This is a genomic window from Pseudomonas sp. R11-23-07 (genome assembly GCF_003852295.1).
Taxonomy (GTDB): Bacteria; Pseudomonadota; Gammaproteobacteria; order Pseudomonadales; family Pseudomonadaceae; genus Aquipseudomonas.
Genome location: NZ_CP027761.1, coordinates 4,556,645 through 4,580,853, shown reverse-complemented (window position 1 = coordinate 4,580,853; position 24,209 = coordinate 4,556,645). Strand labels below are relative to the sequence as shown.

General features: G+C 57.6%; 28 protein-coding genes, 1 tRNA gene and 1 pseudogene. 19 read left to right on the top strand and 11 right to left on the bottom strand.

The window, feature by feature from the left end; genetic code table 11:
* Positions 1 to 81: 81 nt before the first annotated feature.
* Both C4J84_RS20985 and C4J84_RS20980 read right to left on the bottom strand, forming a co-directional pair.
* A complete protein-coding gene (locus tag C4J84_RS20985; protein WP_124436025.1) occupies positions 82 to 369 on the bottom strand; it encodes a colicin E3-like toxin immunity protein in 288 nt (95 codons plus the stop codon).
* A gap of 52 nt (positions 370 to 421) precedes the next feature.
* Positions 422 to 691 (bottom strand): annotated as a pseudogene (locus tag C4J84_RS20980) (detoxification); the annotation flags it as partial.
* 185 nt (positions 692 to 876) lie between these two features.
* On the opposite strand from C4J84_RS20980, the gene C4J84_RS20975 reads away from it, so the two are divergent.
* Together C4J84_RS20975 and C4J84_RS20970 are read left to right on the top strand one after the other, a co-directional pair.
* Positions 877 to 1,347, top strand: coding sequence for a helix-turn-helix domain-containing protein (locus C4J84_RS20975; protein WP_124371780.1), 471 nt, complete (start codon positions 877 to 879; stop codon positions 1,345 to 1,347).
* A complete protein-coding gene (locus C4J84_RS20970; protein ID WP_124371779.1) occupies positions 1,344 to 1,919 on the top strand; it encodes a PIN domain-containing protein in 576 nt (191 codons plus the stop codon). Before C4J84_RS20975 ends, C4J84_RS20970 begins: the two co-directional genes overlap by 4 nt.
* Before the next feature lie 118 nt (positions 1,920 to 2,037).
* On the opposite strand, the gene C4J84_RS20965 is transcribed toward C4J84_RS20970, so the two are convergent.
* Entirely contained in the window at positions 2,038 to 2,409 is a 372-nt protein-coding gene (locus C4J84_RS20965) for a PH domain-containing protein (RefSeq protein ID WP_124371778.1), read from the bottom strand.
* A 136-nt stretch (positions 2,410 to 2,545) separates the two neighbouring features.
* On the opposite strand from C4J84_RS20965, the gene C4J84_RS20960 reads away from it, so the two are divergent.
* Complete coding sequence (locus C4J84_RS20960; protein ID WP_124371777.1) at positions 2,546 to 3,181, top strand: LysE family translocator; 636 nt, start codon at positions 2,546 to 2,548, stop codon at positions 3,179 to 3,181.
* A 7-nt stretch (positions 3,182 to 3,188) separates the two neighbouring features.
* Here the strand turns inward: C4J84_RS20960 and C4J84_RS20955 are convergent, their stop codons facing one another.
* Positions 3,189 to 3,518, bottom strand: coding sequence for a hypothetical protein (locus C4J84_RS20955; RefSeq protein ID WP_124371776.1), 330 nt, complete (start codon positions 3,516 to 3,518; stop codon positions 3,189 to 3,191).
* A 190-nt stretch (positions 3,519 to 3,708) separates the two neighbouring features.
* Here C4J84_RS20955 and C4J84_RS20950 point away from each other — a divergent pair, with 190 nt between their 5' ends.
* Positions 3,709 to 4,080 (top strand): hypothetical protein, encoded by a 372-nt coding sequence (locus tag C4J84_RS20950; RefSeq protein ID WP_256681362.1) that lies wholly within the window; start codon positions 3,709 to 3,711, stop codon positions 4,078 to 4,080.
* A gap of 89 nt (positions 4,081 to 4,169) precedes the next feature.
* Here the strand turns inward: C4J84_RS20950 and C4J84_RS20945 are convergent, their stop codons facing one another.
* From C4J84_RS20945 to C4J84_RS20925, 5 genes are all read right to left on the bottom strand, one after another.
* Positions 4,170 to 4,505 carry a hypothetical protein gene (locus tag C4J84_RS20945; RefSeq protein WP_124436024.1) on the bottom strand — a complete coding sequence of 112 codons (336 nt, stop codon included), beginning with the start codon at positions 4,503 to 4,505 and terminating at the stop codon, positions 4,170 to 4,172.
* Between the two features lie 848 nt (positions 4,506 to 5,353).
* Positions 5,354 to 7,717 (bottom strand): FdhF/YdeP family oxidoreductase, encoded by a 2,364-nt coding sequence (locus C4J84_RS20940; RefSeq protein ID WP_124436023.1) that lies wholly within the window; start codon positions 7,715 to 7,717, stop codon positions 5,354 to 5,356.
* A 154-nt stretch (positions 7,718 to 7,871) separates the two neighbouring features.
* Positions 7,872 to 8,552 carry a DUF4276 family protein gene (locus tag C4J84_RS20935; RefSeq protein WP_124430437.1) on the bottom strand — a complete coding sequence of 227 codons (681 nt, stop codon included), beginning with the start codon at positions 8,550 to 8,552 and terminating at the stop codon, positions 7,872 to 7,874.
* On the bottom strand, positions 8,549 to 9,706 hold the full coding sequence (locus C4J84_RS20930) for an AAA family ATPase (protein ID WP_256681361.1): 1,158 nt from the start codon (positions 9,704 to 9,706) through the stop codon (positions 8,549 to 8,551). The genes C4J84_RS20935 and C4J84_RS20930 overlap by 4 nt, the downstream gene beginning before the upstream one ends.
* A gap of 466 nt (positions 9,707 to 10,172) precedes the next feature.
* Complete coding sequence (locus C4J84_RS20925; protein ID WP_124371771.1) at positions 10,173 to 10,619, bottom strand: hypothetical protein; 447 nt, start codon at positions 10,617 to 10,619, stop codon at positions 10,173 to 10,175.
* 75 nt (positions 10,620 to 10,694) lie between these two features.
* Here C4J84_RS20925 and C4J84_RS20920 point away from each other — a divergent pair, with 75 nt between their 5' ends.
* The gene (locus tag C4J84_RS20920; protein WP_124371770.1) at positions 10,695 to 11,069 is read left to right on the top strand and encodes a MerR family transcriptional regulator; all 375 of its coding nucleotides are present in this window, start codon (positions 10,695 to 10,697) and stop codon (positions 11,067 to 11,069) included.
* Between the two features lie 220 nt (positions 11,070 to 11,289).
* Entirely contained in the window at positions 11,290 to 11,598 is a 309-nt protein-coding gene (locus C4J84_RS20915) for a DUF3077 domain-containing protein (protein ID WP_076949885.1), read from the top strand.
* Between the two features lie 165 nt (positions 11,599 to 11,763).
* Here the strand turns inward: C4J84_RS20915 and C4J84_RS20910 are convergent.
* Positions 11,764 to 11,848: transfer RNA gene (locus C4J84_RS20910), tRNA-Leu, on the bottom strand.
* 108 nt (positions 11,849 to 11,956) lie between these two features.
* Here C4J84_RS20910 and queA point away from each other — a divergent pair.
* The 6 genes from queA to C4J84_RS20880 all read left to right on the top strand — a co-directional run bounded on the left by queA (position 11,957) and on the right by C4J84_RS20880 (position 18,033).
* Positions 11,957 to 13,006 (top strand): tRNA preQ1(34) S-adenosylmethionine ribosyltransferase-isomerase QueA, encoded by a 1,050-nt coding sequence (queA, locus tag C4J84_RS20905; RefSeq protein WP_124371769.1) that lies wholly within the window; start codon positions 11,957 to 11,959, stop codon positions 13,004 to 13,006.
* Positions 13,007 to 13,011: 5 nt separating this feature from the next.
* Positions 13,012 to 14,127, top strand: a complete 1,116-nt coding sequence (gene tgt, locus C4J84_RS20900) for a tRNA guanosine(34) transglycosylase Tgt (protein WP_162279259.1) — start codon at positions 13,012 to 13,014, stop codon at positions 14,125 to 14,127.
* A gap of 43 nt (positions 14,128 to 14,170) precedes the next feature.
* Positions 14,171 to 14,509: a preprotein translocase subunit YajC gene (yajC, locus tag C4J84_RS20895; protein WP_003175975.1), complete on the top strand. Its 339-nt coding sequence runs from the start codon at positions 14,171 to 14,173 to the stop codon at positions 14,507 to 14,509.
* A 62-nt stretch (positions 14,510 to 14,571) separates the two neighbouring features.
* Complete coding sequence (gene secD, locus C4J84_RS20890) at positions 14,572 to 16,443, top strand: protein translocase subunit SecD (protein WP_124371768.1); 1,872 nt, start codon at positions 14,572 to 14,574, stop codon at positions 16,441 to 16,443.
* Between the two features lie 9 nt (positions 16,444 to 16,452).
* Complete coding sequence (gene secF, locus C4J84_RS20885) at positions 16,453 to 17,367, top strand: protein translocase subunit SecF (RefSeq protein ID WP_124368263.1); 915 nt, start codon at positions 16,453 to 16,455, stop codon at positions 17,365 to 17,367.
* A 123-nt stretch (positions 17,368 to 17,490) separates the two neighbouring features.
* On the top strand, positions 17,491 to 18,033 hold the full coding sequence (locus C4J84_RS20880) for a glycine zipper 2TM domain-containing protein (RefSeq protein WP_005791197.1): 543 nt from the start codon (positions 17,491 to 17,493) through the stop codon (positions 18,031 to 18,033).
* A gap of 221 nt (positions 18,034 to 18,254) precedes the next feature.
* Here C4J84_RS20880 and suhB read toward each other — a convergent pair whose 3' ends face one another.
* Complete coding sequence (suhB, locus tag C4J84_RS20875; RefSeq protein WP_003175971.1) at positions 18,255 to 19,070, bottom strand: inositol-phosphate phosphatase; 816 nt, start codon at positions 19,068 to 19,070, stop codon at positions 18,255 to 18,257.
* A gap of 145 nt (positions 19,071 to 19,215) precedes the next feature.
* Between suhB and trmJ the strand changes: the two genes are divergently transcribed.
* From trmJ to hscB, 7 genes are all read left to right on the top strand, one after another.
* Positions 19,216 to 19,986: a tRNA (cytosine(32)/uridine(32)-2'-O)-methyltransferase TrmJ gene (trmJ, locus tag C4J84_RS20870; RefSeq protein WP_124364301.1), complete on the top strand. Its 771-nt coding sequence runs from the start codon at positions 19,216 to 19,218 to the stop codon at positions 19,984 to 19,986.
* 2 nt (positions 19,987 to 19,988) lie between these two features.
* Positions 19,989 to 20,771 (top strand): serine O-acetyltransferase, encoded by a 783-nt coding sequence (gene cysE, locus C4J84_RS20865; protein ID WP_124371767.1) that lies wholly within the window; start codon positions 19,989 to 19,991, stop codon positions 20,769 to 20,771.
* Positions 20,772 to 21,073: 302 nt separating this feature from the next.
* The gene (iscR, locus tag C4J84_RS20860; protein ID WP_003194020.1) at positions 21,074 to 21,565 is read left to right on the top strand and encodes a Fe-S cluster assembly transcriptional regulator IscR; all 492 of its coding nucleotides are present in this window, start codon (positions 21,074 to 21,076) and stop codon (positions 21,563 to 21,565) included.
* A 50-nt stretch (positions 21,566 to 21,615) separates the two neighbouring features.
* Complete coding sequence (locus C4J84_RS20855; RefSeq protein WP_057723964.1) at positions 21,616 to 22,830, top strand: IscS subfamily cysteine desulfurase; 1,215 nt, start codon at positions 21,616 to 21,618, stop codon at positions 22,828 to 22,830.
* 99 nt (positions 22,831 to 22,929) lie between these two features.
* Complete coding sequence (gene iscU / locus C4J84_RS20850; protein WP_003175965.1) at positions 22,930 to 23,316, top strand: Fe-S cluster assembly scaffold IscU; 387 nt, start codon at positions 22,930 to 22,932, stop codon at positions 23,314 to 23,316.
* 28 nt (positions 23,317 to 23,344) lie between these two features.
* A complete protein-coding gene (iscA, locus tag C4J84_RS20845; RefSeq protein WP_003209680.1) occupies positions 23,345 to 23,668 on the top strand; it encodes an iron-sulfur cluster assembly protein IscA in 324 nt (107 codons plus the stop codon).
* 8 nt (positions 23,669 to 23,676) lie between these two features.
* A complete protein-coding gene (hscB, locus tag C4J84_RS20840; RefSeq protein WP_014719822.1) occupies positions 23,677 to 24,198 on the top strand; it encodes a co-chaperone HscB in 522 nt (173 codons plus the stop codon).
* Positions 24,199 to 24,209 lie beyond the last annotated feature (11 nt).

The window sequence follows — 24,209 nt, the reverse complement described above, 5'->3', positions numbered from 1 at the left end:
CAACTCCCATGACGCACGCCATGGGTTCGGGTGTTGACTGAGCGATAGAGCAGAGGCTTTTGCAGTGGAGGTCTCATTGCATCAAGACCCCTTCTTAAGTTGATTGGGAAGCGGTGGCCACGCGCCTTGGTAACGGAAGGAAATCTGGTAGTCGAGGTGGTCGGGTTCGATCATGTGTTGGAAATATGGCTGAATAATCGTTATCCAGTTAGGCCGCATATTGAATATATCGGCATATATCGCGGTTTCCTCGCCTAAACCCAACGCTTTGAGAATGCTGTCTGAGTCCTCGATATCCGCTGAATACTCATCCGCCTTTAAGTTATTACTGTGTTTTTCGTACCACCGCAGTCTGATTTTCATGACCATTTTCCATGTTCCTCTTTATTGGTAAATTCGGCGTTTTGGGTCAGCCGCGCCCGCGCCCGCCCAACAGACTTAAACGGGCGAACTCTTTGAACAACTTCAGCGGCAAATAACCAGTGGGGTCAGCGAAACGGGTGAAGCCGTCCGGCAGTTGGCACGGCTTAATGAAGACGCAGCCGGGAGGTTTGGTTGGCGTGGGAGTTGGGGCAGGAGATGGCTCAAATGGAATAATCGCCGGCGAATAGGGCACGCGTGACGGTTGCGGGGTCAGGATTCGTTGCCTGCGTAGCTGTTCTTCAGTCGGTGGATAAAAACGTTCTGACATGACCGGCTCACTTCCTTGTGCGAGGGAGTGAGCCTACGGGGGGGGATCAGGGGGCTGGAATTGGCAGTATTCGACGGTGGGCGTGGGAAAAGTAGACAGAAATAACACTGGGTTTCGAATATTGCGATTTTCGTTTGTTTCGTTTAGGTTGAGCCCATTGAGTTAAGTTACGACGGAGTAGCACCATGATCACCAATCACCTTCCCAAAACAATTCCTCCGCTGGAGAGGGAAGTCGAAGCCGCTGTGCAAGGCCAACGCGAGCTGGCTTCGTTGCTATCGACCAAATTCGAAACCCAGCGCATCGACATCTTCGACAAAGAAGACAAGCCTCACACCCTTGTACTCCCCACATCCGCGCTGCGCCTGCTGGTTGATATTTTGGGTGAGCTGGCGCTGGGTAATGCCGTCAAAGTTGTACCCGTCCATGCTGAATTGACCTCTCAGGAAGCTGCCGACCTGCTTAACGTTTCACGCCCGCATCTGGTCAAGATGCTGGAAGAAGGCGCCATTCCCTTTACGAAAACCGGTCGTCATCGGCGTATTCGATTTTCCGATTTGATGGCGTTCAAACAGCGCCGCGATGAAGAAAGTCAAGAGGCGATGGAGGAACTGGTACGGCAGACCCGGGAGTTGGGATTGGGGTATGACGAATGAGGTGTTCGCCTTTCACTGCGGTTTACGACGCCTGTGTTCTGTACCCGGCGGCTCTCAGGGATTTGTTGATGTGGCTTGGTTTATCCGGGTTGTACCGGGCGCGATGGACCCGACAGATTCATGAAGAGTGGAAGCGTAACGTCCTCAAGAACCGACCTGATCTCACTCCCGACCAAGTAGATAAAATTTCGGCATTGATGGACAAGGCCATACCGGACGCGTTGGTAACAGGGTACGAAGACTTGTGTTCAAGTTTGGATTTGCCTGATCCAGATGATCGTCACGTATTGGCCGCGGCGATTCGGAGTAAGGCGGAAGTTATCGTGACCTTTAACTTGAAAGATTTTCCAGTGCGGGTACTCGCGGCTTATGACATAGAACCGATGCATCCCGACGACTTTATCTCGGACCTTTGGGACTTGGATCAAGCGGCCGTGTTGGCGGCAGTGCAGAAGCAGAGGCGTGCACTAGTTAGGCCGCCGATGAATGGGGAAGGGTATCTCGAGATGTTGATGCGGCAGGGGCTAGTGCAGACCAGTAAGCTGCTTGGGCCTTATGAGGTAATGTTGTAGTTTTAGACTACGATTGCTGTACTTAACCAGCTCCCCATTTTGATCGGAATACATCGTTTAATCCGTGTGCAGGCAGTAAAAAAGACCTTGGGACGCCAGGGTCTTTTTTGCCCGCTGATCAAATAAGCAAGTGCTTGGAAATCAACCGTGAAATTTCCACAATCGACGTCTTGCCGGTGAACTCGAACTTCACCTTCCCCAGCGACGAAAAGTAAATCTCCAACTCCGAATCCAGATCAAACGTCCCCGACGTTTCCACCGAATACGCCACGATGTTCTTATAGGGCAGCGACGTGAAATCCTTCTTGCTGCCGGTAATCCCCTGCACGTTCACCGCGATGATGCGCTTGGTGGTGAACACCACGCCGTCGCGCATGGCCTTGTACGCATCCACTACCTCTTCGCCATCCAGCAGCAATGAAGCCACGCGTTCGGCGTACTCGTTGTTTTGTTTGAGCTTGAAGAAACCTTTGTCATTGAAGTCAATCATGTGCCTGCCCCTGGGTGAATGGTGTGGACGGTGTATGACGTTTTGATCACGTATCTGTATCTAACGCGCGCATTTTGAACGCCCTACCATGGCGTCCAACCCTACAACGTTGACCAAATATTTCGGGAGCCCGACCATGCCTGAACTGTCCAGCTGGCTTGCCTATGCGCTGATATCACTCGGCATGGTGCTGACGCCCGGTCCGAACATGATTTACCTCATTTCGCGCTCGATTTGCCAGGGGCGCACCGCCGGGTTTATTTCCCTGGGCGGCGTTGCGTTGGGCTTTTTGGTTTATATGCTGTGCGCGGCCTTGGGTATTACGGCGCTGGTGATGGCGGTGCCCTTTGCGTACGACGCCCTGCGCTTTGGCGGGGCGCTGTACCTGGCTTATCTGGCCTGGCAGGCGATCAAACCGGGTGCCCGCTCGCCGTTCCAGGTGCAGCGCCTGCCCCAGGACAGCCCGCGCAAACTATTCACCATGGGCCTGCTGACCAACCTGCTGAACCCCAAAGTGGCGGTGATGTACCTGTCGTTGCTGCCGCAGTTCATCGACCCGGACGGCCACGGCAGCGTGCTGACGCAATCCCTGGTGCTGGGCTTCACGCAGATTCTCATCAGCGTGAGCGTGAATGCGGTGATTGCCACGCTGGCGGGGTCTATCGCAGTGTTTTTCGTCACCCGGCCGGGGTGGCAGGTGGTGCAGCGCTGGTTGATGGGGTCGGCGTTGATGGGGTTGGCGGTGCGGATGGCGGTAGAGGGGCGTCGATAGCCCCAGTTCACAGGATGGCTTTCAGATAATCCTTGAGTGCGTCGAGCGGGGCATTGAGGGTTTCCAGTGTTGGCGCTTGGCGCACCTGCAGCGCAAGCCGTTGCAGCTCGAACCCCATCACGGTCGTTGCGCCGCCCAGCGACTCGAGCGCTAACGTCAGGCACTCATCCAGCTTCCACTGAATCCCAGACAAATCCCCCTGCCGCACCAACAACCCAAACACCTCGCGGTCGTACGCTTGCATCACCGGATCATCCCGCAAAACCGGACTGCCGCCGTCTGTCTCGTGCACGAGCTTCAGTGCAAAGAGCGCAACCGCTTCCAGCGTCAATTCCATGGTCTCTGTTCCTGGGGCTTTAGGGGAGGGCGATGATTACTGTTCTGCGCGTGAAAAAAAAGACCCCATGTTGTGAAGCGTTTGGCAGTTGTTAGAGGCTTATGGGATACGTGGAGTAAGTGTTGCCCACATTGCTCGCCAGCTTTTGATGAGGTATTACAGCGGTCAATTATTTGAAAGGAGGCAAACAATGCGTTGTTTAATTGGCTTTATGGTCTTGTTGTCATCAGCGGCCGCCCTCGGCACAGAAGCGCAGCTGAAGCAGTGGGAAAAAATGGATCGCTGCTCAAATGCCGCCTTTATCGCGGTATCTATCGTTGAAGAGAGTGCCGACACCTACAAACAGGCGCTCGCACTGCATGGTGCCATTGGCGGGCTCAAGAACAATACAAAACTGGGGGAGGCGACTCCGAGTGAAAGCGAAGTCACGGGTGCCCACAGAATGGCACTTCGGGTCTCTGCCGGGATGCCACGGCCCTTCGCCAAACGTGATCATGATTGGCTGATCGCCCAGGCCGCAACATCGTGCACATTGTGGGTGCCTGACGCCAAGCCTGAGTGAGGGCGCTGGGTTCATAGCTTCAGCGACCTGCGCTTCGCTCTGCGACTATTTTCCAGCCGTCTAGTTTTTAAGAAAGAACCACCAGGGCTTTATGGCGTGGTGTAAGCCTGCCGCACTTTGCCGGCGAGCCAAGATAGCGTTATCGCCGGAATTGAGAGAACAGCCGCATACAGGATACCGACAGCCAGCAACGGGGAAGCACCAGAAGTAACTAAAATCACCGGGATCTGAGCAAGCATTACCACGGCGCCTGCGGACCACTGGGCGCTTTTTAACACGGCTCCAAGAATCGCTGACAGAGCAAGCGCGGCGGGATAGATGATGGTCCAATAACTGGCCAGGTCCCAAGGCTCCTTGGTTCCTGTAATTGCTGAAACAACAGTCCAAAAAAACAGGGACACAATGCAGGTAGCTGTGAAGGCCATGATTTCCTATGTTACTTCGTCGAAAGACCGGTAGACGCAATCGGAAACCCGAAAAGGGAACGGATTATTTCTCCTGGAAACCCGGTCCTCTTTTAATGTCCGGTTTAACTGAGTGCAGGCAATCAAAACCTTATTGGAAAAGCGGGTCAACCATGAAAACAACACGGGCGGTAATTCTTCTGGTACTCACCGCCGTCGCAGGCCTGAACGGTTGCTATGACTACCGCAGTGGCAAGCATTGGAACCTCACAGACGACCGCGATTGGAAACCGGTGTCCCACGTGGCGTGGGTCAATCAGTCCTGTAATCCACCCGTCACGATCTCAACGGTAAGTGCCGGGGAAAGCTACGCTCATTCTCTGTTCCTTATTCCGCTAGGGTTTGGGGGTGGTGCTGGTAACCCGTCAACCACCTCGTTTATTGTCACGGGGGAAGGTTTGGCTGGTCACTGTGACAGCACTGCGTTGGCCGTATCTGTGAATGGGCGCACGCGAAATGACACGACAATTTCAGCCTGTTCAAAAACCCCGGACTGCTGCGCAATATCCGTCCCTGTCAGCCGCGACGACATGGAGTCGGTGCAAGTCGCTATCAACAAAACCGGTGCGTCTTGCAGCTATGCCCCGCTGGTGCTCAATAGCTGGCGGCATGTTTGCTTGCGGGAGACCCGATTTGGTGGGTCGGACGGATGTTACTACTGAATAGCCCGAAAAGGGGACAGTGATCGTTCCCTCGCTCCGCGTGGGAATGCATCCCGTGACGCTCCGCGTCCCCATTGCGCAAGTGCCGGATTTTGCGCTGAAAGCAGGACGCGGAGCGTCAGGGGGGCGCAAGCTGTACCACGAGCCCTAACTGGCCGCCGCAATCAATCCGCGTCGCTCCAAAGCCACTTGCGCCTCCTCTGGATTCATCCGCACCAGGTTCACCGGGATGGATTTCGCCGCCGGTGTGTTACTGCGGCTATCCCGATTCGCCAGTGGCAGCAAGCCGTTGGTTTCCGGGTAATACGCGGCGCAACAGCCTTGCGGTACGTCGAAGGGGATGACTTTGAAGCCGGGCGCTCGGCGCGGCGTTGTCATGTCGAGGGCGGTGTGGAATTCGACATAATCCCCCGCCTTGAGCCCCAGGCGCTCGATGTCCTGCGGATTGAGCATCACGACCATGCGGTCGCCGTAGATACCCCGGTAACGGTCATCGTTGGAATACACCGTGGTGTTGAACTGGTCATGGCTGCGGATCGTCATCAACTGCAGATGATCAGCGCCCGGTGGCGTGTCGTCCTCGTCAAAAACCCCTGCCGGAAACAGGAAGTTAGCCTTGCCTGACTCGGTGTTCCACTTGCGCTCGCTGGCGCCATTGGGCAGGCGGAACCCTCCCGGCTCCTTGATGCGCTGATTGAAGTCATAAAACTGCTCGGGCAGCACGGCTTCGATCTTGTCGCGAATACGCGCGTAATCGCTCACGTAGCTGTCCCAATCCACGTTGGGGTTGGGCGCAAGCGTCGCCTTGGCGATACCGGCGATGATCGCCACTTCGGAGATCAGGTGTTTCGATGCAGGTTCCAGCATGCCGGTCGAGCCGTGCACCATCGACATCGAGTCTTCTACCGTAACGGTTTGCGCCACACCGTTTTGCATGTCCAGCTCCGAGCGGGCGATGCACGGCAGCAAAAACGCTTTCTGGCCATGTACCGTTGCACTGCGGTTGAGTTTGGTATTGACCAGCACGGTCATTTTCAAGCGCTTGACGGTCGGGCACACCACGTCGATATCCGGGATGGCCCGGAAGAAATTGCCGCCCATTGAAATAAACGCTTCGATCTCGCCGCGCAGCAGCGCTTCACAGGCTTCGGCCACATCATGCCCACCTTTGCGGGACGCTTCGAAACCGAACACCTTGCTCATGCTGGCCAGGAACGGCTCGCCGGCTTTTTCGTAGATACCCATGGTGCGGTCACCCTGCACATTGGAGTGGCCGCGAATAGGGCAAGCACCCGCGCCCAGCTTGCCGATGTTGCCGCGTAACAGCAGCAGATTAATGATCTGCTGCATCGCGTCGCCACCGCGCTTGTGTTGAGTGATGCCCATGCCCCAGCAACAGATGACCCGCTCCGACCGCATATACACCGCCGCCACATCCTCCAGCGCCTGACGCGTCAGGCCCGAATGACGCTCGATGATTTCCCACGGCAGCTGTCGGCAATAATCGGCGAACGGCTCAAGGCCGTGGGTGTGCTCGTCGATGAAGGCGACGTCCAGCACACGGGGCAGCCCTTCACGCTGAGCCGCATCGTCCGCTTCAATCACCGCCTTGCAGATGCCCTGCAGGGCAATCATGTCGCCGCCGATCCTGACCTGATGGTACTGGGAACTGATCTTGACGCCGCTGCGACTGAGCATGTCGCGCGGGTCCTGGGGGGATGCAAAACGCACCAAGGCCTTTTCGCGCAACGGGTTGAACGAGATGATGCTCGCGCCACGGCGTGCGGCGGCATGCAGCTCCGACATCATGCGCGGGCTGTTGGTCCCAGGGTTCTGACCGAAGATGAAAATGGCGTCGGCGTTCTCGAAGTCTTCCAGCGTCGTGGTGCCTTTGCCTACGCCGATCGACTCGGGAAGGGCCACGCTGGTGGTTTCGTGGCACATGTTCGAGCAGTCAGGAAAGTTAGCCATGCCATACAGGCGGCCAAACAACTGATACAGAAACGCCGCCTCGTTTGAGGTACGCCCCGAGGTGTACAACTCCAGTTTCCACGGGTCGCTCAGTTCGCGCAGCTCCTGCCCGATCTCGGCGAAAGCCTCGTCCCAACTGACGGGCAGGTATTTGTCGCTGCCCGCGTCATAGCGCATCGGTTCGGTGATACGGCCCTGATCTTCCAGGTCGTGATCGCTCCAGGTGGCCAGCTCACTCACCGTATGTTCAGCGAAGAACTCCGGCGTGACGCGTTTTTTGGTCGACTCCCATGCCAGTGCCTTGGCGCCGTTTTCACAGTATTCAAAGGTGTGCGGCTTCTTCGGGTCTGGCCAGGCACAGCTGGGGCAGTCGAAACCGTCCGGTTTGTTCATGGATAGCAGGGTACGGTTGCCCTTGAGCAGGACGTGTTGGTGGAGCAGGTGTTTGTTGACGGCGTTTAGGGCAGGCCAGCCGCCGGCGGCGGAGTCGTCGGACTGGGAGCCTTGGAGTGGCGGCTGGGGGTTTTTGGGTTCGGACATGCTTAGGTTCTCCTTGTTGAAGCCGGTGAAGGCGTGGTGCGTAGGGTTGTGATGCGCGCGGGTAGGGGAGAATTCGGCTTGATCGACGAGCGTTAGCGACCAGGTGGATGGGTGGGAGGTTCAGTCAGAATGGCGGCGGGTGTGGTCGGATCGATCATGGCTGGGCGATTGTATGCAGCGCTTCCATCTGCCTGATCCAGGCATCGAATCGAGCGCATTGTTGCCGAATGATCGGCAGTCCGATCTCAATGGCAGCAAGTGAACCGTGCAACGGTTTTTCATAGCCGGCGTACAGCTTCTGCAATCTTTTGCTCGGCGCGGTCATCGGGCTGTTGTTAATCGCTTCCGGCGTTTCAAACTCATTTCGTATGTGCAAAAAACGGTCTTCGAGGGCCGGCTGGTTGATCCCGACAGCTAACCCTGTGGGGCAACTGAATAGCAGACCCTCGAATTCATACATTTGCACGTAGGGAATGAATCGACGCATGGCTTCATCACCCAGTTTGTTCGCCAACTTCTCCACCATCGCTTCAAGCAGGCACTCAGCTTTTTCATCCATGGTGTTCCTGCCACCGGCATTCGCCTTGCCAGGGAATTCTTCGGGTAGGCCATAAAAGTCAAAAAACGTGGTGCAATATGCCTGACGGTCACCTAGCAGGCGCTTTTCAACATCGCTGAGCAGACGTTCGAAACGAAAGTTGCCGCCCTTGTGGCCGGGCTTCCCGATCAGCGCGGGCATCAGGTAAATATCCAAGTGCTGGAAGGCTAGAGCCAGCACCTCGTTGATGAACATCTCTTCTGTCTGGCCCTCGCAGATCACGTGGACTCGAATCATTTACGCGGCCTCCCGCCCAGGATGTTTTTCTCCCACAACTCACCTACCGAATAATCGTCCAGCCATGTTTCGAAGGCTTTTTCGTCGAGACGCTTGAAGACGGTTGCGCCTTTTTCCCGCTCGACGATGATCAGGTCGTCGATTGAAAACTCGTTCACCAGAGGCACTGACTGCGTTGAGACAATCACCTGCATTCGGGTGGAGGCTGATCGCAGCAGTGAACCCAGTAGGGTGATGGCGTAGGGATGCAGGCCGAGTTCCGGCTCATCAACGATGATGGTCGATGGCGGGTCGGGCTGGAGCAGGGCGGTTACCAGGCATATGAAACGGATCGAACCGTCCGACAGTTGGCTCGGCCAGAAGGTGTAGTCGCTGTCCTTCTGACGCCATTGCAGGTTGATCAGTTCTTCCTGGCTGTCCAGTCGCACAGGCTTGAGCACAAAGTCGTCGAAGAATGGAATCGCCAGTTGGATCGTTTTTCGGATCTGCTCATACACCTCAGGCGTCTGGGTGGCTAAACGATGCAGATAGGCCGCCAGGTTCGACGCGTCTGGACGCAGATAGTCGTCGATATGGGCCGGTCCCCAGCGTTTGACGCTCGCGGTTTCGCTGGTGTCGTGGAAGTGGAAAATCTTCCAGCTGGAAATTGATTCGTAGCAGTACGCCACTACGTTGTTTTTGTAGGGGGCTTGGAACTGCTTGATGTCGTAGGCTTTTTTAAGCTTGGTCTCCTGATGCCCGGAGCCCAGCGGAATCCACTCGGACCCATACATGGGGCCGTCAAAAAAGAGCCGCTCATTGGAAAAAACAAAGTCACCATCCACGGTCGGCTCCAACTCGAACTCATAGCCGTTCAAGCCAAAATGGACATAGGAACTGATCTGCTGAGTTTCCTTGACGCCGAAGCTGACAACGCGGTCTGCCGAACCTTGTTGGGTCGTCCACTTTTTAAGGCGCAACTCCATCATTTCGCTGAGCATGCGAAAGTAGGAAACGAAGCTGCTCTTGCCCGCACCGTTGGCACCCAGCAGCACGTTCAGGCTGCCCAGGTGCAAGTCTTCAAGGTTCTTGATGGACTTGAAGCCTTTAATGGTGAGCCGGCTGATCGGGTTCTTTGTGCTCATTGCTGCTTGATTCCTTGGCCGGCGCTGCATTGAGTGCAAAGCCGCTGTCGTTGATAGCTGTGGCGGATTCTGCCATTGATTTTGGACGCTGGCTTCCCGCTTGATGACGCCATCCTAACGTTAATTTTTACTAGCTAATACCGGTGCTTTGGCTCGTGGGCATGCAGTCACGGCAACGTCGCATTTCGATATGGATCAAGTGGCTGTCGCGTAGGTCGCAGTGTGGAGGCTGAATTGGGAGAAAGCTGCGTAGCTATAAAGACTGCTTCTCTTAGTCAAGGGCGGCTATCGGCCGATGGTGTTGAAAAAGTCGGTTTTCCCAAAGTACTCGAATATTGATGCATGAAAACACCTCTGTTGCACGCTGCTACGTGAAATCCGAGTCCTGAACCTTCTGCCAAAAATTCAGATTTCAATCTCAGGCGCGTACTTTTCTGGCGTGGAATTCAAAGCCGACTTTTTCAATACAATCGGCCAGAAGCGGACATTCCGTCTATTACAAACCAAGACCAGAACGCTTAGGGCTTGCGCTGGTTCGAACCTTTCTTGGAGGGTTCAGTGGCAGTATTTGCGCGATGGCAAATCCGACTTCGAAACAGGTGAAGCCAAGGATCAAAAAACTGGCTCCGTGGGCTACCGCGAATAGTTGCCAGATAGTGAACAGTATTCTCGCCAGTGCGTCATATAAACCAATGCTGCGGCTCGGCTCTCGTAGCCGCCAGAGCGACCAGACCACCACCACGCTGCCCAGCAGGTTGGCGAATAACATGGCGGTAACGTCCAGTGTCGGTACTGGTCGGTCCAATGCAAGCATGCCGGAGAGCACGGCGAAGCCTTTAAAAACCAATCCTGCGGTCCAGGGCGTCATAAAGCCCGCGGTAACTACCAAGTCATAGAAAGCGCTGACCCGGACAATTTGTAGATTTCTATTTACGCTGATCATAATGGCCCCTTACAGTTCGAGCCCGCAGGCTAAAGCCTGGTGTTAGGTCCAGAGTCAACGCGAGATTGAAATTTTATGAAGATCGGAGAAGTGGCAGCCCACATGGGGGTGTCAGTCGACGCCCTAAGATTTTATGAAGAGAAAGGCTTGATCAAGCCGCTTCGTGCTGCCAACGGCTATCGGTTTTATCCCGAGCAGACGCTGCAACTGGTGGGGTATATCAAGCTGGCGCAGCAGCTTGGATTTTCGCTAAGAGAGATTGGCGAAAATTTGCCATTGCTGTGGGAGAGCGAAGGTGCCTCCGACGACCTGTTGACTCAGTTATTTGAAGAGAAAATCGCTTTACTGGATGAGCGTATCGGACAAATGCAAACGCTGCGCAATCTCCTTGCCGAGCAAGCAGTGCAGATATGTCCGTTAATGGGCACCCGTCCAGCTGCCTCTGCCTGAATGACCGATCCCCTTGCGGGAAACCTTTCGCCACAGATCCGACCTTCCAGCCCCAGCCGTTCCCGCGCTACCTTCCACCGTCGCTTCCAATCCAGCGACCGGACCTGATAATCCGAAAACAATAGGCTCACTTACTTAGGAGCTTATCAATGAGCGTTTCTGATCAGTCGTACCCTCGCAATCCCGCAACTCACGCTCCCATCCACCTGGGAGGTGCCCAATGATCAACCCACCCCTCAACAAAACCCTCGGCGTCATCACCTTTTCCACCTGCGGCAAACAGCCCAACCTCCACCGTCTATTCCGCGTCAATTCCGGCGTGCCCATCCGCGATGCCTTGGAGCACGCCTCCGAGCTTCTCCACTGTTCAAAAATGCTGGCATTGGATGCAGCGATGGATACAGGCGCGGATCGTTTTGCTTGGGCAGCGCATTATTTGGGGGAGATGGCGAAGGCAGTGGTGGATGATTTGGCGAATGGGATGTTGCCAAATGGGGTGACGGAGGAGGGTGATTCGGTTGGGGTGTAGGCAGGTGGTTTGAGGGTGTCTGAGCCGGCGAATCGCAGGCAAGCCAGCTCCCACATTTGGACTGTGTTTCAGGCTCGGAGTGGGCGGTGAGCGATGAATCAGCTGGCCACCCACTTTTCTACAGGCGAAAAAAAAGACCTTGAATTTCAAGGTCTTTTTTTAAGATGGTGCCCCGAGGGAGACTCGAACTCCCACTCCTTTCGAAAACGGATTTTGAATCCGCCGCGTCTACCAATTCCGCCATCAGGGCTCAATGGCGGCGAAGTATAGAGATGAGATTACCGTTGGTCAATCACGTTTCATGGTCAATTTTCACTATTTCCGCTAGACTTCCCGGCCCTGCTAGACGAACCCCATCATGCGCGTTGCTGACTTTACTTTTGAGCTCCCTGATTCGCTGATCGCTCGCCACCCGTTGGCCGAGCGTCGCGCCAGTCGACTGCTGACCCTGGACGGGCCGAGCGGTGCCCTCGCACACCGTCAATTCACTGATTTGCTTGAGCATTTGCGCCCGGGCGATTTGATGGTGTTCAACAATACCCGGGTGATTCCGGCGCGGCTGTTTGGCCAGAAAGCCTCCGGCGGCAAGCTGGAAATTCTGGTGGAGCGGGTGCTGGACAGCCATCGCGTGCTGGCCCATGTGCGCTCCAGCAAGTCGCCGAAACCGGGGTCGAGTATCTTGATCAATGGCGGTGGCGAGGCCGAGATGGTCGCGCGTCATGACGCCTTGTTCGAGCTCAAGTTTGCCGAAGAGGTGTTGCCGATGCTGGAACGCGTCGGCCATATGCCGTTGCCTCCTTATATAGACCGTCCCGATGAAGACTCGGATCGCGAGCGCTATCAGACGGTGTACTCCCAGCGCCTCGGTGCGGTGGCGGCGCCGACGGCCGGGTTGCACTTCGACCAGCCGCTGCTGGATGCCATCGCCGCCAAGGGCGTCGAAAGCGCTTATGTGACCCTGCACGTGGGGGCCGGGACGTTTCAGCCGGTGCGTGTGGAGAACATTGAAGACCACCATATGCACAGCGAGTGGCTGGAAGTCAGCCAGGACGTTGTGGATGCGGTCAATGCGTGCAAGGCGCGCGGTGGGCGTGTGGTGGCCGTGGGCACCACCAGCGTGCGCTCGCTGGAGAGTGCGGCGCGCGATGGTGTGCTCAAGCCGTTCAGCGGCGACACCGATATCTTCATTTATCCGGGCCGGCCGTTCCATGTGGTCGACTGCCTGGTGACCAACTTCCATTTGCCGGAATCCACGCTGTTGATGCTGGTGTCGGCCTTTGCCGGTTACCCGGAAACCATGGCCGCTTATCAAGCGGCCATCGTCAACGAGTACCGCTTTTTCAGCTACGGTGATGCGATGTTTATCACCCGCAACCCGGCGCCGCGCGGCCCTGAGGACAACTTATGAGTCGTATGTCGTTTGAATTATTGGCCACCGACGGTAAAGCTCGTCGTGGTCGCGTGACTTTCCCGCGCGGCACCGTGGAGACCCCGGCGTTCATGCCGGTCGGCACCTATGGCACCGTCAAGGGCATGCTGCCGCGTGACATCGTTGCCACTGGCGCCGAGATCATCCTCGGCAACACCTTTCACCTGTGGCTGCGCCCCGGCACGGAAGTGATCAAGAAGCATGGCGACCTGCATGACTTCATGAAGTGGCAGGGCCCGATCCTCACCGACTCCGGTGGTTTCCAGGTGTTCAGCCTGGGCGCCATGCGCAAGATCAAGGAAGAGGGCGTGACCTTCGCCTCGCCGGTGGACGGTTCCAAGGTGTTCATGGGCCCGGAAGAGTCGATGCAGGTGCAGCGCGACCTGGGCTCCGACATCGTGATGATTTTTGACGAGTGCACGCCGTACCCGGCTGACGAAGACGTCGCGCGCATTTCCATGGAGTTGTCGTTGCGCTGGGCGCAGCGTTCGAAGAATGCCCACGGCGATAATACGGCCGCGTTGTTCGGTATCGTCCAGGGCGGCATGCACGAAAGCCTGCGCAAGCGCTCGCTGGAAGGCCTCGACAAGATCGGCTTTGACGGCCTGGCCATCGGCGGTTTGTCGGTGGGCGAGCCCAAGCACGAAATGATCAAGGTGCTGGATTACCTGCCGGGCCTGATGCCGGCTGACAAACCTCGTTACCTTATGGGCGTTGGCAAACCGGAAGATCTCGTAGAGGGTGTGCGCCGCGGTGTGGACATGTTCGATTGCGTGATGCCAACCCGTAATGCCCGCAATGGGCATCTGTTCATCGATACAGGCGTGCTGAAGATCCGTAACGCGTTCCATCGCCATGATGATTCGCCGCTGGATCCCACCTGTGACTGCTACACCTGCCAGAACTTCTCCCGTGCTTATCTGCACCATCTGGACAAGTGCGGGGAAATGCTGGGTAGCATGTTGAATACCATCCACAATTTGCGTCATTACCAAGTCCTGATGGCTGGTTTGCGCGAGGCTATTCAACAGGGTACATTGGCCGCCTTCGTCGATGCCTTCTATGCCAAGCGCGGGCTCCCTGTGCCGCCCTTGGACTGAGTTTCCCGACCCTAAGATTCACTATTTGCAACTGGAGTGCTAAATGAGCTTTTTTATCTCTAACGCCATGGCTGACGCCGCTGCGCCTGCCGCTGCCGGCCCGATGGGCGGTGGTTTCGAGTGGATTTTCCTGGTCGGCTTTCTGGTCATCTTCTACCTGATGATCTGGCGCCCACAGGCCAAGCGCGCCAAAGAGCAGAAAAACCTGCTGGGCAGCCTGCAGAAAGGCGACGAAGTCGTGACCACTGGCGGTATCGCCGGCAAGATCACCAAGGTTTCCGATGCTTTCGTGGTACTGGAAGTCTCCGACACCGTGGAAATGAAGTTCCAGAAGGGCGCCATCGCCGCCACGCTGCCTAAAGGCACGCTCAAAGCGATCTAAGTAACAACCTTTACCAATCGACGGGGCGCGCAAGGCGCCCCGCGTTATAAGCGGGCGGCGTGATGCTGAACAAATACCCTCTGTGGAAATACGTACTGATCCTGGCGGTGCTGGCGGTCGGTTTTATTTATTCCGCTCCCAATCTCTATCCTGATGACCCGGCGATCCAGATCTCTGGCGCCAGCACTTCGCTGCAGGTCAACCAGGCTGATCTGGAACGCGCGAGCAAAGCGCTCAACGACGCGGGCATCCAGGTTAAAGCGGCAACATTGGCGGCTGGTGCGAAGGGCGGCTTGTTGCGCCTTACCAAGCAAGAAGACCAATTGCCGGCCAAAGACGTCGTGCGCAAGGTCATGGGTGATGACTATGTTGTCGCACTCAACCTGGCACAGACCACGCCACAATGGTTGCGCAGCATTGGCGCGCACCCGATGAAGCTGGGTCTGGACTTGTCCGGTGGTGTGCACTTCCTGCTGGAAGTCGACATGGACAAAGCCCTCGACGCACGCCTGAAAGTCTATGAAGGCGACGTGAAGAGCCTGCTGCGCAAAGAGAAGCTGCGTTATCGCAGCCTGCCGCAGCTCAATGGCGCCATTCAGTTGGGCTTTGCTGACGAAGCATCCCGCGAACAGGCCCGTGCGCTGATCCGCAAGAACTTCAACGATTTCGACATCGTGCCAGCCGACTTGAATGGTCAGGCTGTGCTGCGTCTGGCGATGAGCCCGGCCAAGATCGCGGAAATCCGCGAATACTCCATCAAGCAGAACTTGACCACGGTGCGTAACCGCGTCAACGAGCTGGGTGTGGCCGAGCCGATCGTGCAGCGCCAGGGCGCCAACCGCATCGTGGTTGAATTGCCGGGCGTGCAGGACACCGCTGAAGCCAAGCGTATCCTGGGTAAAACCGCCAACCTTGAATTCCGCCTCGCGGCTGAGCCGGGTGCTTCGCGCGCCACTTCCGAAGAATTCGAATTCCGTGAAGGTAACCGTCCTCCGGCGCTGATCGAGCGTGGCTTGATCATCACCGGTGACCAGGTCACTGACGCCAAGGCTGGTTTCGATTCGCAGCACGGCACCCCTGAAGTGAACATCCGCCTGGATGGTCACGGCGGCGAACTGATGAGCCGCGCCACGCGCAGCAACGTCGGTCGCAGCATGGCGGTGATCTTCATCGAGCAGCGCCCTGTTACCACCTACACCAAGCAGATGGTCAACGGCGTCGAGAAAGACGTGCCGGTGCAGACCTTCAAGGAAGAGAAGAAGATCATCAGCCTGGCGACCATCCAGTCGCCGCTGGGTGCGCAATTCCGCATCACTGGCCTGAACGGCCAGGGCGAGTCCTCCGAGCTGGCGCTGCTGCTGCGTGCAGGTGGCCTGGCCGCGCCGATGTACTTCGCTGAAGAGCGCACCATCGGCCCGAGCCTGGGTGCCGACAACATCACCAAGGGTGTCGACGCGGCACTGTGGGGCATGCTGTTCGTGTCCTTGTTCATCATCGCCATCTATCGCTTCTTCGGCATCATTGCCACCGTGGCCCTGGCGGGCAACATGGTGATGCTGCTGGCGCTGATGTCGCTGCTGGGCGCTACGCTGACCCTGCCGGGTATCGCCGGTATCGTGCTGACCATGGGTATGGCGGTGGACGCCAACGTGCTGATCTTCTCGCGGATCCGTGAAGAGATCGCGGCGGGCATGACCGTACAGCGTGCAATCAACGAAGGCTTCGGCCGGGCATTTACCGCGATTCTCGACTCCAACCTGACCACTTTGCTGGTCGGCGGGATTCTCTTTGCCATGGGCACAGGCCCAGTCAAAGGTTTTGCGGTGACCATGTCCCTCGGTATCTTTACCTCGATGTTCACGGCCATCATGGTGACCCGCGCAATGGTCAACCTGATCTTTGGCGGACGTGACTTCAAGAAGTTGTGGATTTAAGGGGCTGCCATGTTACGTACAATCAACTTCATGGGCGTTCGCAACATTGCGTTCGGCGCCACCGTGCTCCTTACCGTTCTGGCCTTGTTCAGCTGGTTCCATAAGGGCCTGAACTACGGCCTGGACTTCACCGGCGGTACGCTCATCGAGCTGACCTACGAGAAGCCGGCCGACGTCACCCTGGTGCGCAACGAGCTGGTCAAGGCCGGCTATCACGAGGCGGTGGTGCAGAGCTTCGGCGCCACTACCGACCTGCTGGTGCGCATGCCTGGCGAAGACCCGCAACTGGGTCACCAGGTAGCCGAGGCCTTGCAGAAGGTCGGTGGCGACAACCCGGCATCGGTCAAGCGCGTCGAGTTCGTCGGCCCGCAAGTGGGCGAAGAGCTGCGCGACCAGGGCGGCCTCGGCATGCTGATGGCGCTGGTCGGCATCATGATCTACCTGGCGTTCCGCTTTCAGTGGAAGTTCGGTGTCGGCGCCATTGTGTCGCTGATCCACGACGTGATCGTGACCGTGGGCATCCTGGCCTACTTCCAGATCACGTTCGACCTGACGGTGTTGGCGGCGGTGCTGGCGATCATTGGTTACTCGCTCAACGACACCATCGTGGTATTCGACCGGGTTCGCGAGAACTTTCGCGTACTGCGCAAGGCAACGTTGATCGAGAACATCAACATCTCCACCACCCAGACGCTGCTGCGGACCATGGCCACGTCGATCTCCACCTTGCTGGCGATCGCGGCACTGATGATCTTCGGTGGCGACAACCTGTGGGGCTTCTCCCTGGCACTGTTCATCGGCGTGCTGGCGGGTACCTACTCGTCGATCTACATCGCCAACGTGGTGCTGATCTGGCTGAACCTGAACAGCGAAGACCTGATCCCTCCGGCCAGCACTGGCAAGGAGGTCGACGACCGTCCTTGATGGGCGTTTGTTGATCAGCGGTTACAAGAAAGGCGCGAGATTGAACTCGCGCCTTTTTTTTGGCTCCAAGGCTGGGTATAGCGCGGATCTTTCGATCCGTTTGTGATGGTCAGGAGGTTCAACGTGAACAAGTCGTTGCTGGTTGGTGCGGTATTGGGTGCTGTCGGTGTGACTGCCGGGGGTGCTGTTGCCACCTACAGCCTGGTAAAAAGCGGCCCTGAGTATGCGCAAGTGCTGGCGGTGCAGCCGGTAAAAACCCAGATTAAAACCCCGCGTGAGGTCTGCAAGGACGTCACAGTGACCCGGCAGCGTCCGGTGCAGGATCAGCATCAAATCGCTGGTACCGTCGTAGGCGCGTTGGCAGGCGGTCTGCTGGGTAACCAGATCGGTGGCGGTAACGGCAAGAAACTCGCCACCGTAGCGGGTGCGGTCGGTGGTGGTTATGCCGGTAACAAGGTTCAGGAAGGTATGCAGAACCGCGATACCTATACGACTACCCAGACGCGTTGCAACACCGTGAACGACATCAGTGACAAGGTGGTTGGCTACGACGTGCGTTACAACCTGGACGGCAAGGAAGGCACGGTGCGTATGGAGCGTGATCCAGGTGGTCAGATTCCAGTGGACAAAGAAGGTCGCCTGATCCTCGGTCAGAATCAGCAGTAATCTGAGTCTGGCGCAGGCCTCAAAGCTTGTGAGCTTCATAATGTGGGAGGGGGCTTGCCCCCGATAGCGGTGGATCAGTACCAGATATTCTGACTGACATACTGCAATCGGGGGCAACCCCCCCTCCCACACTTGTTAAGTGTTGCTGCTGATGCATGGACCTGGCTCAAATCCCAAGCATAAAAAAGCACCCCGAGGGGTGCTTTTTTATGCTCGCTCGCTTAGCGCTTCAGCGAAGCCGGCAGGTGCGGCTGGATCGCCGTCAGCACTGCTTTGAAGCATTTGGTGTTGCCGGCAACCACATGGCCTTTCTCAAGGAAGTCATGACCACCGGTGAAGTCGCTCACCAAGCCGCCCGCTTCCTGGATCAACAGGGCGCCTGCAGCCATGTCCCACTCCGACAGGCCCGACTCCCAGAACGCATCAAAACGACCAGCGGCAACGTAAGCCAGGTCCAGGCTCGCTGCGCCAGCGCGACGGATACCCGCGGTCTGGCCAACCAGGGCGCGGAACATGCCCAGGTAGTTTTCCAGGTTGTCCATTTGATCGTCACGGAACGGGAAGCCAGTGCCCAGCAGGGCGCCATCCAGGCTGGTGCGCCCGCTCACGCGCAGGCGACGGCCATTGAGCTGGGCGCCACGGCCACGGCTGGCGGTGAATTCTTCCTGGCGAACCGGGTCGAGAACGACGGCGTGTTCCAGGCGGCCACGGTATTTGCAGGCAATGCTCACAGCAAAGTGCGGGATGCCGCGCAGGAAGTTGGTGGTGCCATCCAGTGGGTCGATGATCCACAGGTAGTCTTCGCCTTCACCGCTGCCTTTGTGCAGGCCGGTCTCTTCACCGAGGATGCCGTGGGTAGGGTAGGCCTTGCGCAGGGCGTCGATGATTTTCTGTTCGGCGGCGCGGTCCACCTCGGATACATAATCCTTGGCGTCTTTTTCGTCGACCTTGATGGTATCCAGGCGCTCGATAGAGCGGAAGATCAATTCACTGGCGCTGCGGGCGGCGCGCAGCGCGATATTCAGCATGGGCTGCATGGATGTGTCACCTAAGGTTGTTAAAGAAAGCCGGGCATTCTAGCAGAAACTTTCTGCAGGTGAAGGACGACGTTAGCTTTCATGGCATAACCTTGGGCGGTTCTGTAAGATTTGCTCCCCTTTCCCGTGTCCGAGAGCGCCTCCCTTGCTGCAAAACATTCGTGTCGTCCTGGTCAATACCAGTCATCCCGGCAACATCGGCGGGGTGGCGCGAGCCATGAAAAACATGGGGCTGACGCGCCTGGTGCTGGTCGAGCCACGTGTGTTTCCGCACCACGAGGCCGATGCCCGCGCATCCGGTGCCAATGACATCCTGGAAAACGCCCAGGTTGTCGCCACCCTGGAAGATGCCCTGGTCGGCTGCAACCTGGTGCTCGGCACCAGCGCTCGTGATCGTCGCATTCCCTGGCCGCTGCTGGACCCGCGTGAGTGCGGTACCAAAGTGGTAGAAGAGGCGGCGGGCGGTGCAGAAATCGCGTTGGTATTTGGCCGTGAAGACTCCGGCCTGACCAATGAAGAGCTGCAGCGATGTCATTACCACGTGCACATTCCATCAGACCCTGAGTTCAGTTCGCTGAACCTCGGCGCGGCGGTGCAGGTGCTGACTTATGAAGTGCGCATGGCCTGGCTGGCGGCTGCCGGTCAGCCAAGCAAGATGGAGAAGGATGAGGTTGCATCGACCAAAAGTGGCGAGCTCGCCACCATGGACGAGCTGGAACGCTTCTATGAGCACCTGGAGCAAACCCTGGTGGCCATCGAGTTCCTCGATCCTGAAAAACCACGGCACTTGATGGCGCGCCTGCGTCGCCTTTACGGGCGCAGCTCGGTCAGCCGGGCGGAAATGAATATATTGCGTGGCATCCTCACGGAGACCCAGAAAGCGGCCCGTGGTGAGCTCCTTAAGCGGAAGGATTAAAAATGTTCGAGCGTTTGCGAGAAGATATCCAGAGTGTTTTCCACCGTGACCCGGCGGCGCGCAACGCCTTTGAAGTGCTGACCTGCTACCCGGGCATGCACGCGATCTGGATTCATCGCCTGTCCGGCGCCTTGTGGGGCATGGGCTGGAAATGGTTGGCGCGGTTGGTGTCGAACTTCGGGCGCTGGTTGACCGGGATCGAGATTCATCCGGGCGCCAAGGTCGGGCGTCGCTTCTTTATCGACCATGGCATGGGCATCGTGATTGGCGAGACGGCTGAGATTGGCGATGACGTGACCCTCTATCAGGGTGTCACCCTGGGCGGTACCACCTGGAATAAAGGCAAGCGCCACCCGACGCTGGGCGACGGCGTGGTGGTAGGTGCGGGCGCCAAGGTACTCGGCCCGTTCACCGTAGGCGCCGGTGCCAAGGTGGGCTCCAATGCGGTGGTGACCAAGGCAGTGCCGCCCGGTGCCACGGTTGTGGGCATTCCTGGACGGATCATCGTCAAGCCGGAAGTGGGCGACGAGCAGGAGGCCAAGCGTAAGGCCATGGCCGAAAAAATCGGCTTCGATGCCTACGGCGTCAGTGAAGACATGCCCGACCCGGTGGCGCGCGCCATCGGCCAGTTGCTTGACCACCTGCAAGCGGTGGACGGCAAGCTGGACGGGATGTGCGGCGCGCTGAAGGAATTGGGCAGCAGCTACTGCGCAAAAGACCTGCCTGAGCTGCGCGAAGAAGACTTCGCCGAGATCAAGAGCGAAGCGGCCACCAAGGCCAGCTGAGGTCTAAGACCCGCCGCAATAACCCTGTGGGAGGGGGCTTGCTCCCGATAGCAGAGTGTCAGCCACCAGAGTTTTGGCTGATCCACTGCTATCGGGAGCAAGCCCCCTCCCACATTTTGATCTGCATTGGTCTGGGAATTTCTGCCAAACCCTGTTCCTGCTGTTCGCTTCCACCCCATCCTGCTATGATTCGCGCGCCCTTTTTACGGGTAATCCTGACTAAAGTACTAGGTCTTATAGTTGACTTAAATACTCGGGAATCGCATACTTGCTCCCATTCTGAAACACCTTGGTACTTGTCCATGAGACTGACTACAAAAGGCCGATACGCGGTGACTGCCATGCTTGACTTGGCTTTGCACGCGCAAACTGGGCCGGTGTCCCTGGCCGATATCTCCGAGCGCCAAGGCATTTCCCTGTCTTACCTCGAGCAGCTGTTCGCCAAATTGCGTCGTAGCAACCTGGTTTCCAGCGTGCGGGGGCCAGGTGGTGGCTATCAGTTGTCCCGCGACATGCAGGGCATTCAGGTGGCCCAGGTGATCGATGCGGTCAACGAATCCGTCGACGCCACCAAATGCCAGGGCTTGGGTGACTGCCACGCCGGCGACACCTGCCTCACACACCACTTGTGGTGTGACTTGAGCCTGCAGATCCATGAGTTTTTGAGTGGTATCAGCTTGGCTGATCTTGTGACTCGCCGTGAGGTGCAAGAAGTAGCCCAGCGTCAGGACCAGCGCCGTTGCAACACCAAGGCGCCGCGTCTGGACAAGATCGAAGCGTCCGCCGTCGAGTGACAGCCGCAGAGCTAACGGCACGCCAGCCAGCCTGATTTAGGAGAAAGTCCATGAAATTGCCGATTTACCTTGATTACTCAGCGACCACCCCGGTTGATCCGCGTGTCGCGCAAAAAATGAGCGAATGCCTGCTGGTTGACGGAAACTTCGGCAACCCGGCCTCCCGTTCCCACGTGTTCGGCTGGAAAGCCGAGGAAGCGGTCGAGAACGCTCGGCGCCAGGTCGCCGACCTGGTTGGCGCAGACCCGCGCGAAATCGTCTGGACCTCCGGTGCCACCGAGTCCGACAATCTGGCAATCAAGGGCGCGGCGCATTTCTATGCGACCAAGGGCAAGCACCTGATCACCACCAAGATTGAGCACAAGGCTGTCCTCGACACCATGCGCCAACTGGAGCGTGAAGGTTTTGAGGTCACCTACCTCGAGCCGACCACCGACGGTATCGTCACCCCGGCCATGATCGAAGCCGCGTTGCGTGAAGACACCATCCTGGTTTCGGTGATTCACGTGAACAACGAAATCGGCACCATCAACGACATCGAAGCGATTGGCGAACTGACCCGCTCCAAGGGCATTCTGCTGCACGTCGACGCCGCTCAGTCCACCGGCAAGGTCGACATCGACCTGTCCAAGCTGAAAGTCGACCTGATGTCGTTCTCGGCCCACAAGACCTACGGCCCTAAAGGCATCGGCGCGCTGTACGTGAGCCGCAAGCCTCGGGTGCGTATCGAAGCGACCATGCATGGCGGCGGTCACGAGCGCGGCATGCGTTCCGGCACCCTGGCGACCCACCAGATCGTCGGCATGGGCGAAGCCTTCCGCGTCGCCAAGGAAGACATGGCGGCCGAAAACGTGCGCATCAAGGCGCTGAGCGATCGCTTCTACAAGCAGGTCGAGAACCTTGAAGAGCTGTACATCAACGGCAGCATGACCGCCCGCGTACCGCACAACCTGAATTTGAGCTTCAACTACGTCGAAGGCGAGTCGCTGATCATGGCGCTCAAGGACCTGGCGGTATCGTCCGGTTCGGCCTGCACCTCGGCGTCCCTTGAGCCTTCGTATGTATTGCGCGCCCTGGGCCGCAACGACGAACTGGCACACAGCTCGATCCGCTTTACCTTCGGCCGCTTCACCACTGAAGAGCAAGTCGACTACGCCGCGCAGAAAGTCTGCGAAGCCGTCAACAAGCTGCGCGTTCTGTCGCCGCTGTGGGACATGTACAAAGACGGTGTCGACATTTCCAAGATCGAGTGGGCGGCACACTAAATATAGAAGCCGCCACCCAAGCTCTGTAGGAACGTGGCGGAAAACGCAGGCGTTTCTACAGGGTTCCAGAGCGGCCCTGATGAGTGAGGATTCAGTACCATGGCTTACAGCGAAAAGGTCATCGACCACTACGAAAACCCGCGCAACGTCGGCAAGATGAACGCGGAAGATCCTGATGTCGGCACTGGCATGGTTGGCGCTCCGGCGTGCGGCGATGTGATGCGCCTGCAGATCAAGGTCAACGACGCTGGCGTTATCGAAGACGCCAAGTTCAAGACCTACGGCTGCGGTTCGGCCATCGCCTCCAGCTCCCTGGCGACCGAATGGATGAAAGGCAAGACCCTGGATGAGGCTGTCACCATCAGCAACACCCAGCTGGCCGAAGAACTGGCCCTGCCGCCGGTGAAAATTCACTGCTCGGTACTCGCCGAAGACGCCATCAAGGCGGCCGTTCGCGACTACAAGCAGAAGAAAGGCTTGATCTAAGTATTTGGCGACGAGTAAGGAGTCAACGATGGCTATCAGCATGACAGAAGCGGCTGCGCAGCACATTCGCCGCTCCCTGAATGGGCGCGGTAAAGGTGAGGGGATTCGTCTGGGTGTTCGCACCACGGGCTGTTCCGGCCTTGCCTACGTGCTGGAGTTTGTCGACGAGGTGGTTGAAGAGGATCAGGTGTTCGAAAGTCACGGCGAGAAAGTGATCATCGACCCAAAGAGCCTGACCTACCTGGACGGCACCGAGCTCGATTTCGTCAAGGAAGGGTTGAACGAAGGCTTCAAGTTCAACAACCCCAACGTACGCGGTGAATGTGGCTGCGGCGAAAGCTTCAACATCTGAGGCTTCTTGTGGGTACTCCTTGTCATTTCGCTTTATTCGAGTTGCAACCGAGCTTTCGGCTGGACCTCGAGCAGCTTGCCACGCGCTATCGAGAATTGGCGCGTGGCGTGCATCCGGACCGTTTCGCTGACGCTTCCGAGCGTGAGCAGCGCTTGGCGCTGGAGCAATCGGCCAGCCTCAACGAAGCCTATCAGACGCTGAAAAGCCCCCCCAAGCGCGCGCGTTATTTGCTTGCGATGAAGGGCGGTGAGTTGCCGATGGAAGTCACCGTGCATGACCCGGACTTCCTGATGCAGCAGATGCAGTGGCGCGAAGAACTTGAAGAGTTGCAGGACGAAGCCGATGTGGCTGGCGTCGCGGTCTTCAAACGGCGTCTGAAAACCGCCCAGGATGAGCTCAACGAAAGCTTCGCAGCCTGTTGGGATGATGCGGCGCAACGTGAGCAGGCCGAGCGCCTGATGCGGCGCATGCAGTTTCTCGACAAGCTCACCTACGAAGTGCGCCAGCTAGAAGAGCGCCTCGACGATTAACCCAGTGCTGC

Excerpts from the sequence above, each read along its gene's own strand:
- C4J84_RS20985 (WP_124436025.1), bottom strand. The coding sequence starts at position 369 with ATGGTCATGAAAATCAGACTGCGGTGGTACGAAAAACACAGTAATAAC.
- C4J84_RS20975 (WP_124371780.1), top strand. The coding sequence starts at position 877 with ATGATCACCAATCACCTTCCCAAAACAATTCCTCCGCTGGAGAGGGAA.
- C4J84_RS20970 (WP_124371779.1), top strand. The coding sequence starts at position 1,344 with ATGAGGTGTTCGCCTTTCACTGCGGTTTACGACGCCTGTGTTCTGTAC.
- C4J84_RS20965 (WP_124371778.1), bottom strand. The coding sequence starts at position 2,409 with ATGATTGACTTCAATGACAAAGGTTTCTTCAAGCTCAAACAAAACAAC.
- C4J84_RS20960 (WP_124371777.1), top strand. The coding sequence starts at position 2,546 with ATGCCTGAACTGTCCAGCTGGCTTGCCTATGCGCTGATATCACTCGGC.
- C4J84_RS20955 (WP_124371776.1), bottom strand. The coding sequence starts at position 3,518 with ATGGAATTGACGCTGGAAGCGGTTGCGCTCTTTGCACTGAAGCTCGTG.
- C4J84_RS20950 (WP_256681362.1), top strand. The coding sequence starts at position 3,709 with ATGCGTTGTTTAATTGGCTTTATGGTCTTGTTGTCATCAGCGGCCGCC.
- C4J84_RS20945 (WP_124436024.1), bottom strand. The coding sequence starts at position 4,505 with ATGGCCTTCACAGCTACCTGCATTGTGTCCCTGTTTTTTTGGACTGTT.
- C4J84_RS20940 (WP_124436023.1), bottom strand. The coding sequence starts at position 7,717 with ATGTCCGAACCCAAAAACCCCCAGCCGCCACTCCAAGGCTCCCAGTCC.
- C4J84_RS20935 (WP_124430437.1), bottom strand. The coding sequence starts at position 8,552 with ATGATTCGAGTCCACGTGATCTGCGAGGGCCAGACAGAAGAGATGTTC.
- C4J84_RS20930 (WP_256681361.1), bottom strand. The coding sequence starts at position 9,706 with ATGCAGCGCCGGCCAAGGAATCAAGCAGCAATGAGCACAAAGAACCCG.
- C4J84_RS20925 (WP_124371771.1), bottom strand. The coding sequence starts at position 10,619 with ATGATCAGCGTAAATAGAAATCTACAAATTGTCCGGGTCAGCGCTTTC.
- C4J84_RS20920 (WP_124371770.1), top strand. The coding sequence starts at position 10,695 with ATGAAGATCGGAGAAGTGGCAGCCCACATGGGGGTGTCAGTCGACGCC.
- C4J84_RS20915 (WP_076949885.1), top strand. The coding sequence starts at position 11,290 with ATGATCAACCCACCCCTCAACAAAACCCTCGGCGTCATCACCTTTTCC.
- queA (WP_124371769.1), top strand. The coding sequence starts at position 11,957 with ATGCGCGTTGCTGACTTTACTTTTGAGCTCCCTGATTCGCTGATCGCT.
- tgt (WP_162279259.1), top strand. The coding sequence starts at position 13,012 with ATGTCGTTTGAATTATTGGCCACCGACGGTAAAGCTCGTCGTGGTCGC.
- yajC (WP_003175975.1), top strand. The coding sequence starts at position 14,171 with ATGAGCTTTTTTATCTCTAACGCCATGGCTGACGCCGCTGCGCCTGCC.
- secD (WP_124371768.1), top strand. The coding sequence starts at position 14,572 with ATGCTGAACAAATACCCTCTGTGGAAATACGTACTGATCCTGGCGGTG.
- secF (WP_124368263.1), top strand. The coding sequence starts at position 16,453 with ATGTTACGTACAATCAACTTCATGGGCGTTCGCAACATTGCGTTCGGC.
- suhB (WP_003175971.1), bottom strand. The coding sequence starts at position 19,070 with ATGCAGCCCATGCTGAATATCGCGCTGCGCGCCGCCCGCAGCGCCAGT.
- cysE (WP_124371767.1), top strand. The coding sequence starts at position 19,989 with ATGTTCGAGCGTTTGCGAGAAGATATCCAGAGTGTTTTCCACCGTGAC.
- iscR (WP_003194020.1), top strand. The coding sequence starts at position 21,074 with ATGAGACTGACTACAAAAGGCCGATACGCGGTGACTGCCATGCTTGAC.
- C4J84_RS20855 (WP_057723964.1), top strand. The coding sequence starts at position 21,616 with ATGAAATTGCCGATTTACCTTGATTACTCAGCGACCACCCCGGTTGAT.
- iscU (WP_003175965.1), top strand. The coding sequence starts at position 22,930 with ATGGCTTACAGCGAAAAGGTCATCGACCACTACGAAAACCCGCGCAAC.
- iscA (WP_003209680.1), top strand. The coding sequence starts at position 23,345 with ATGGCTATCAGCATGACAGAAGCGGCTGCGCAGCACATTCGCCGCTCC.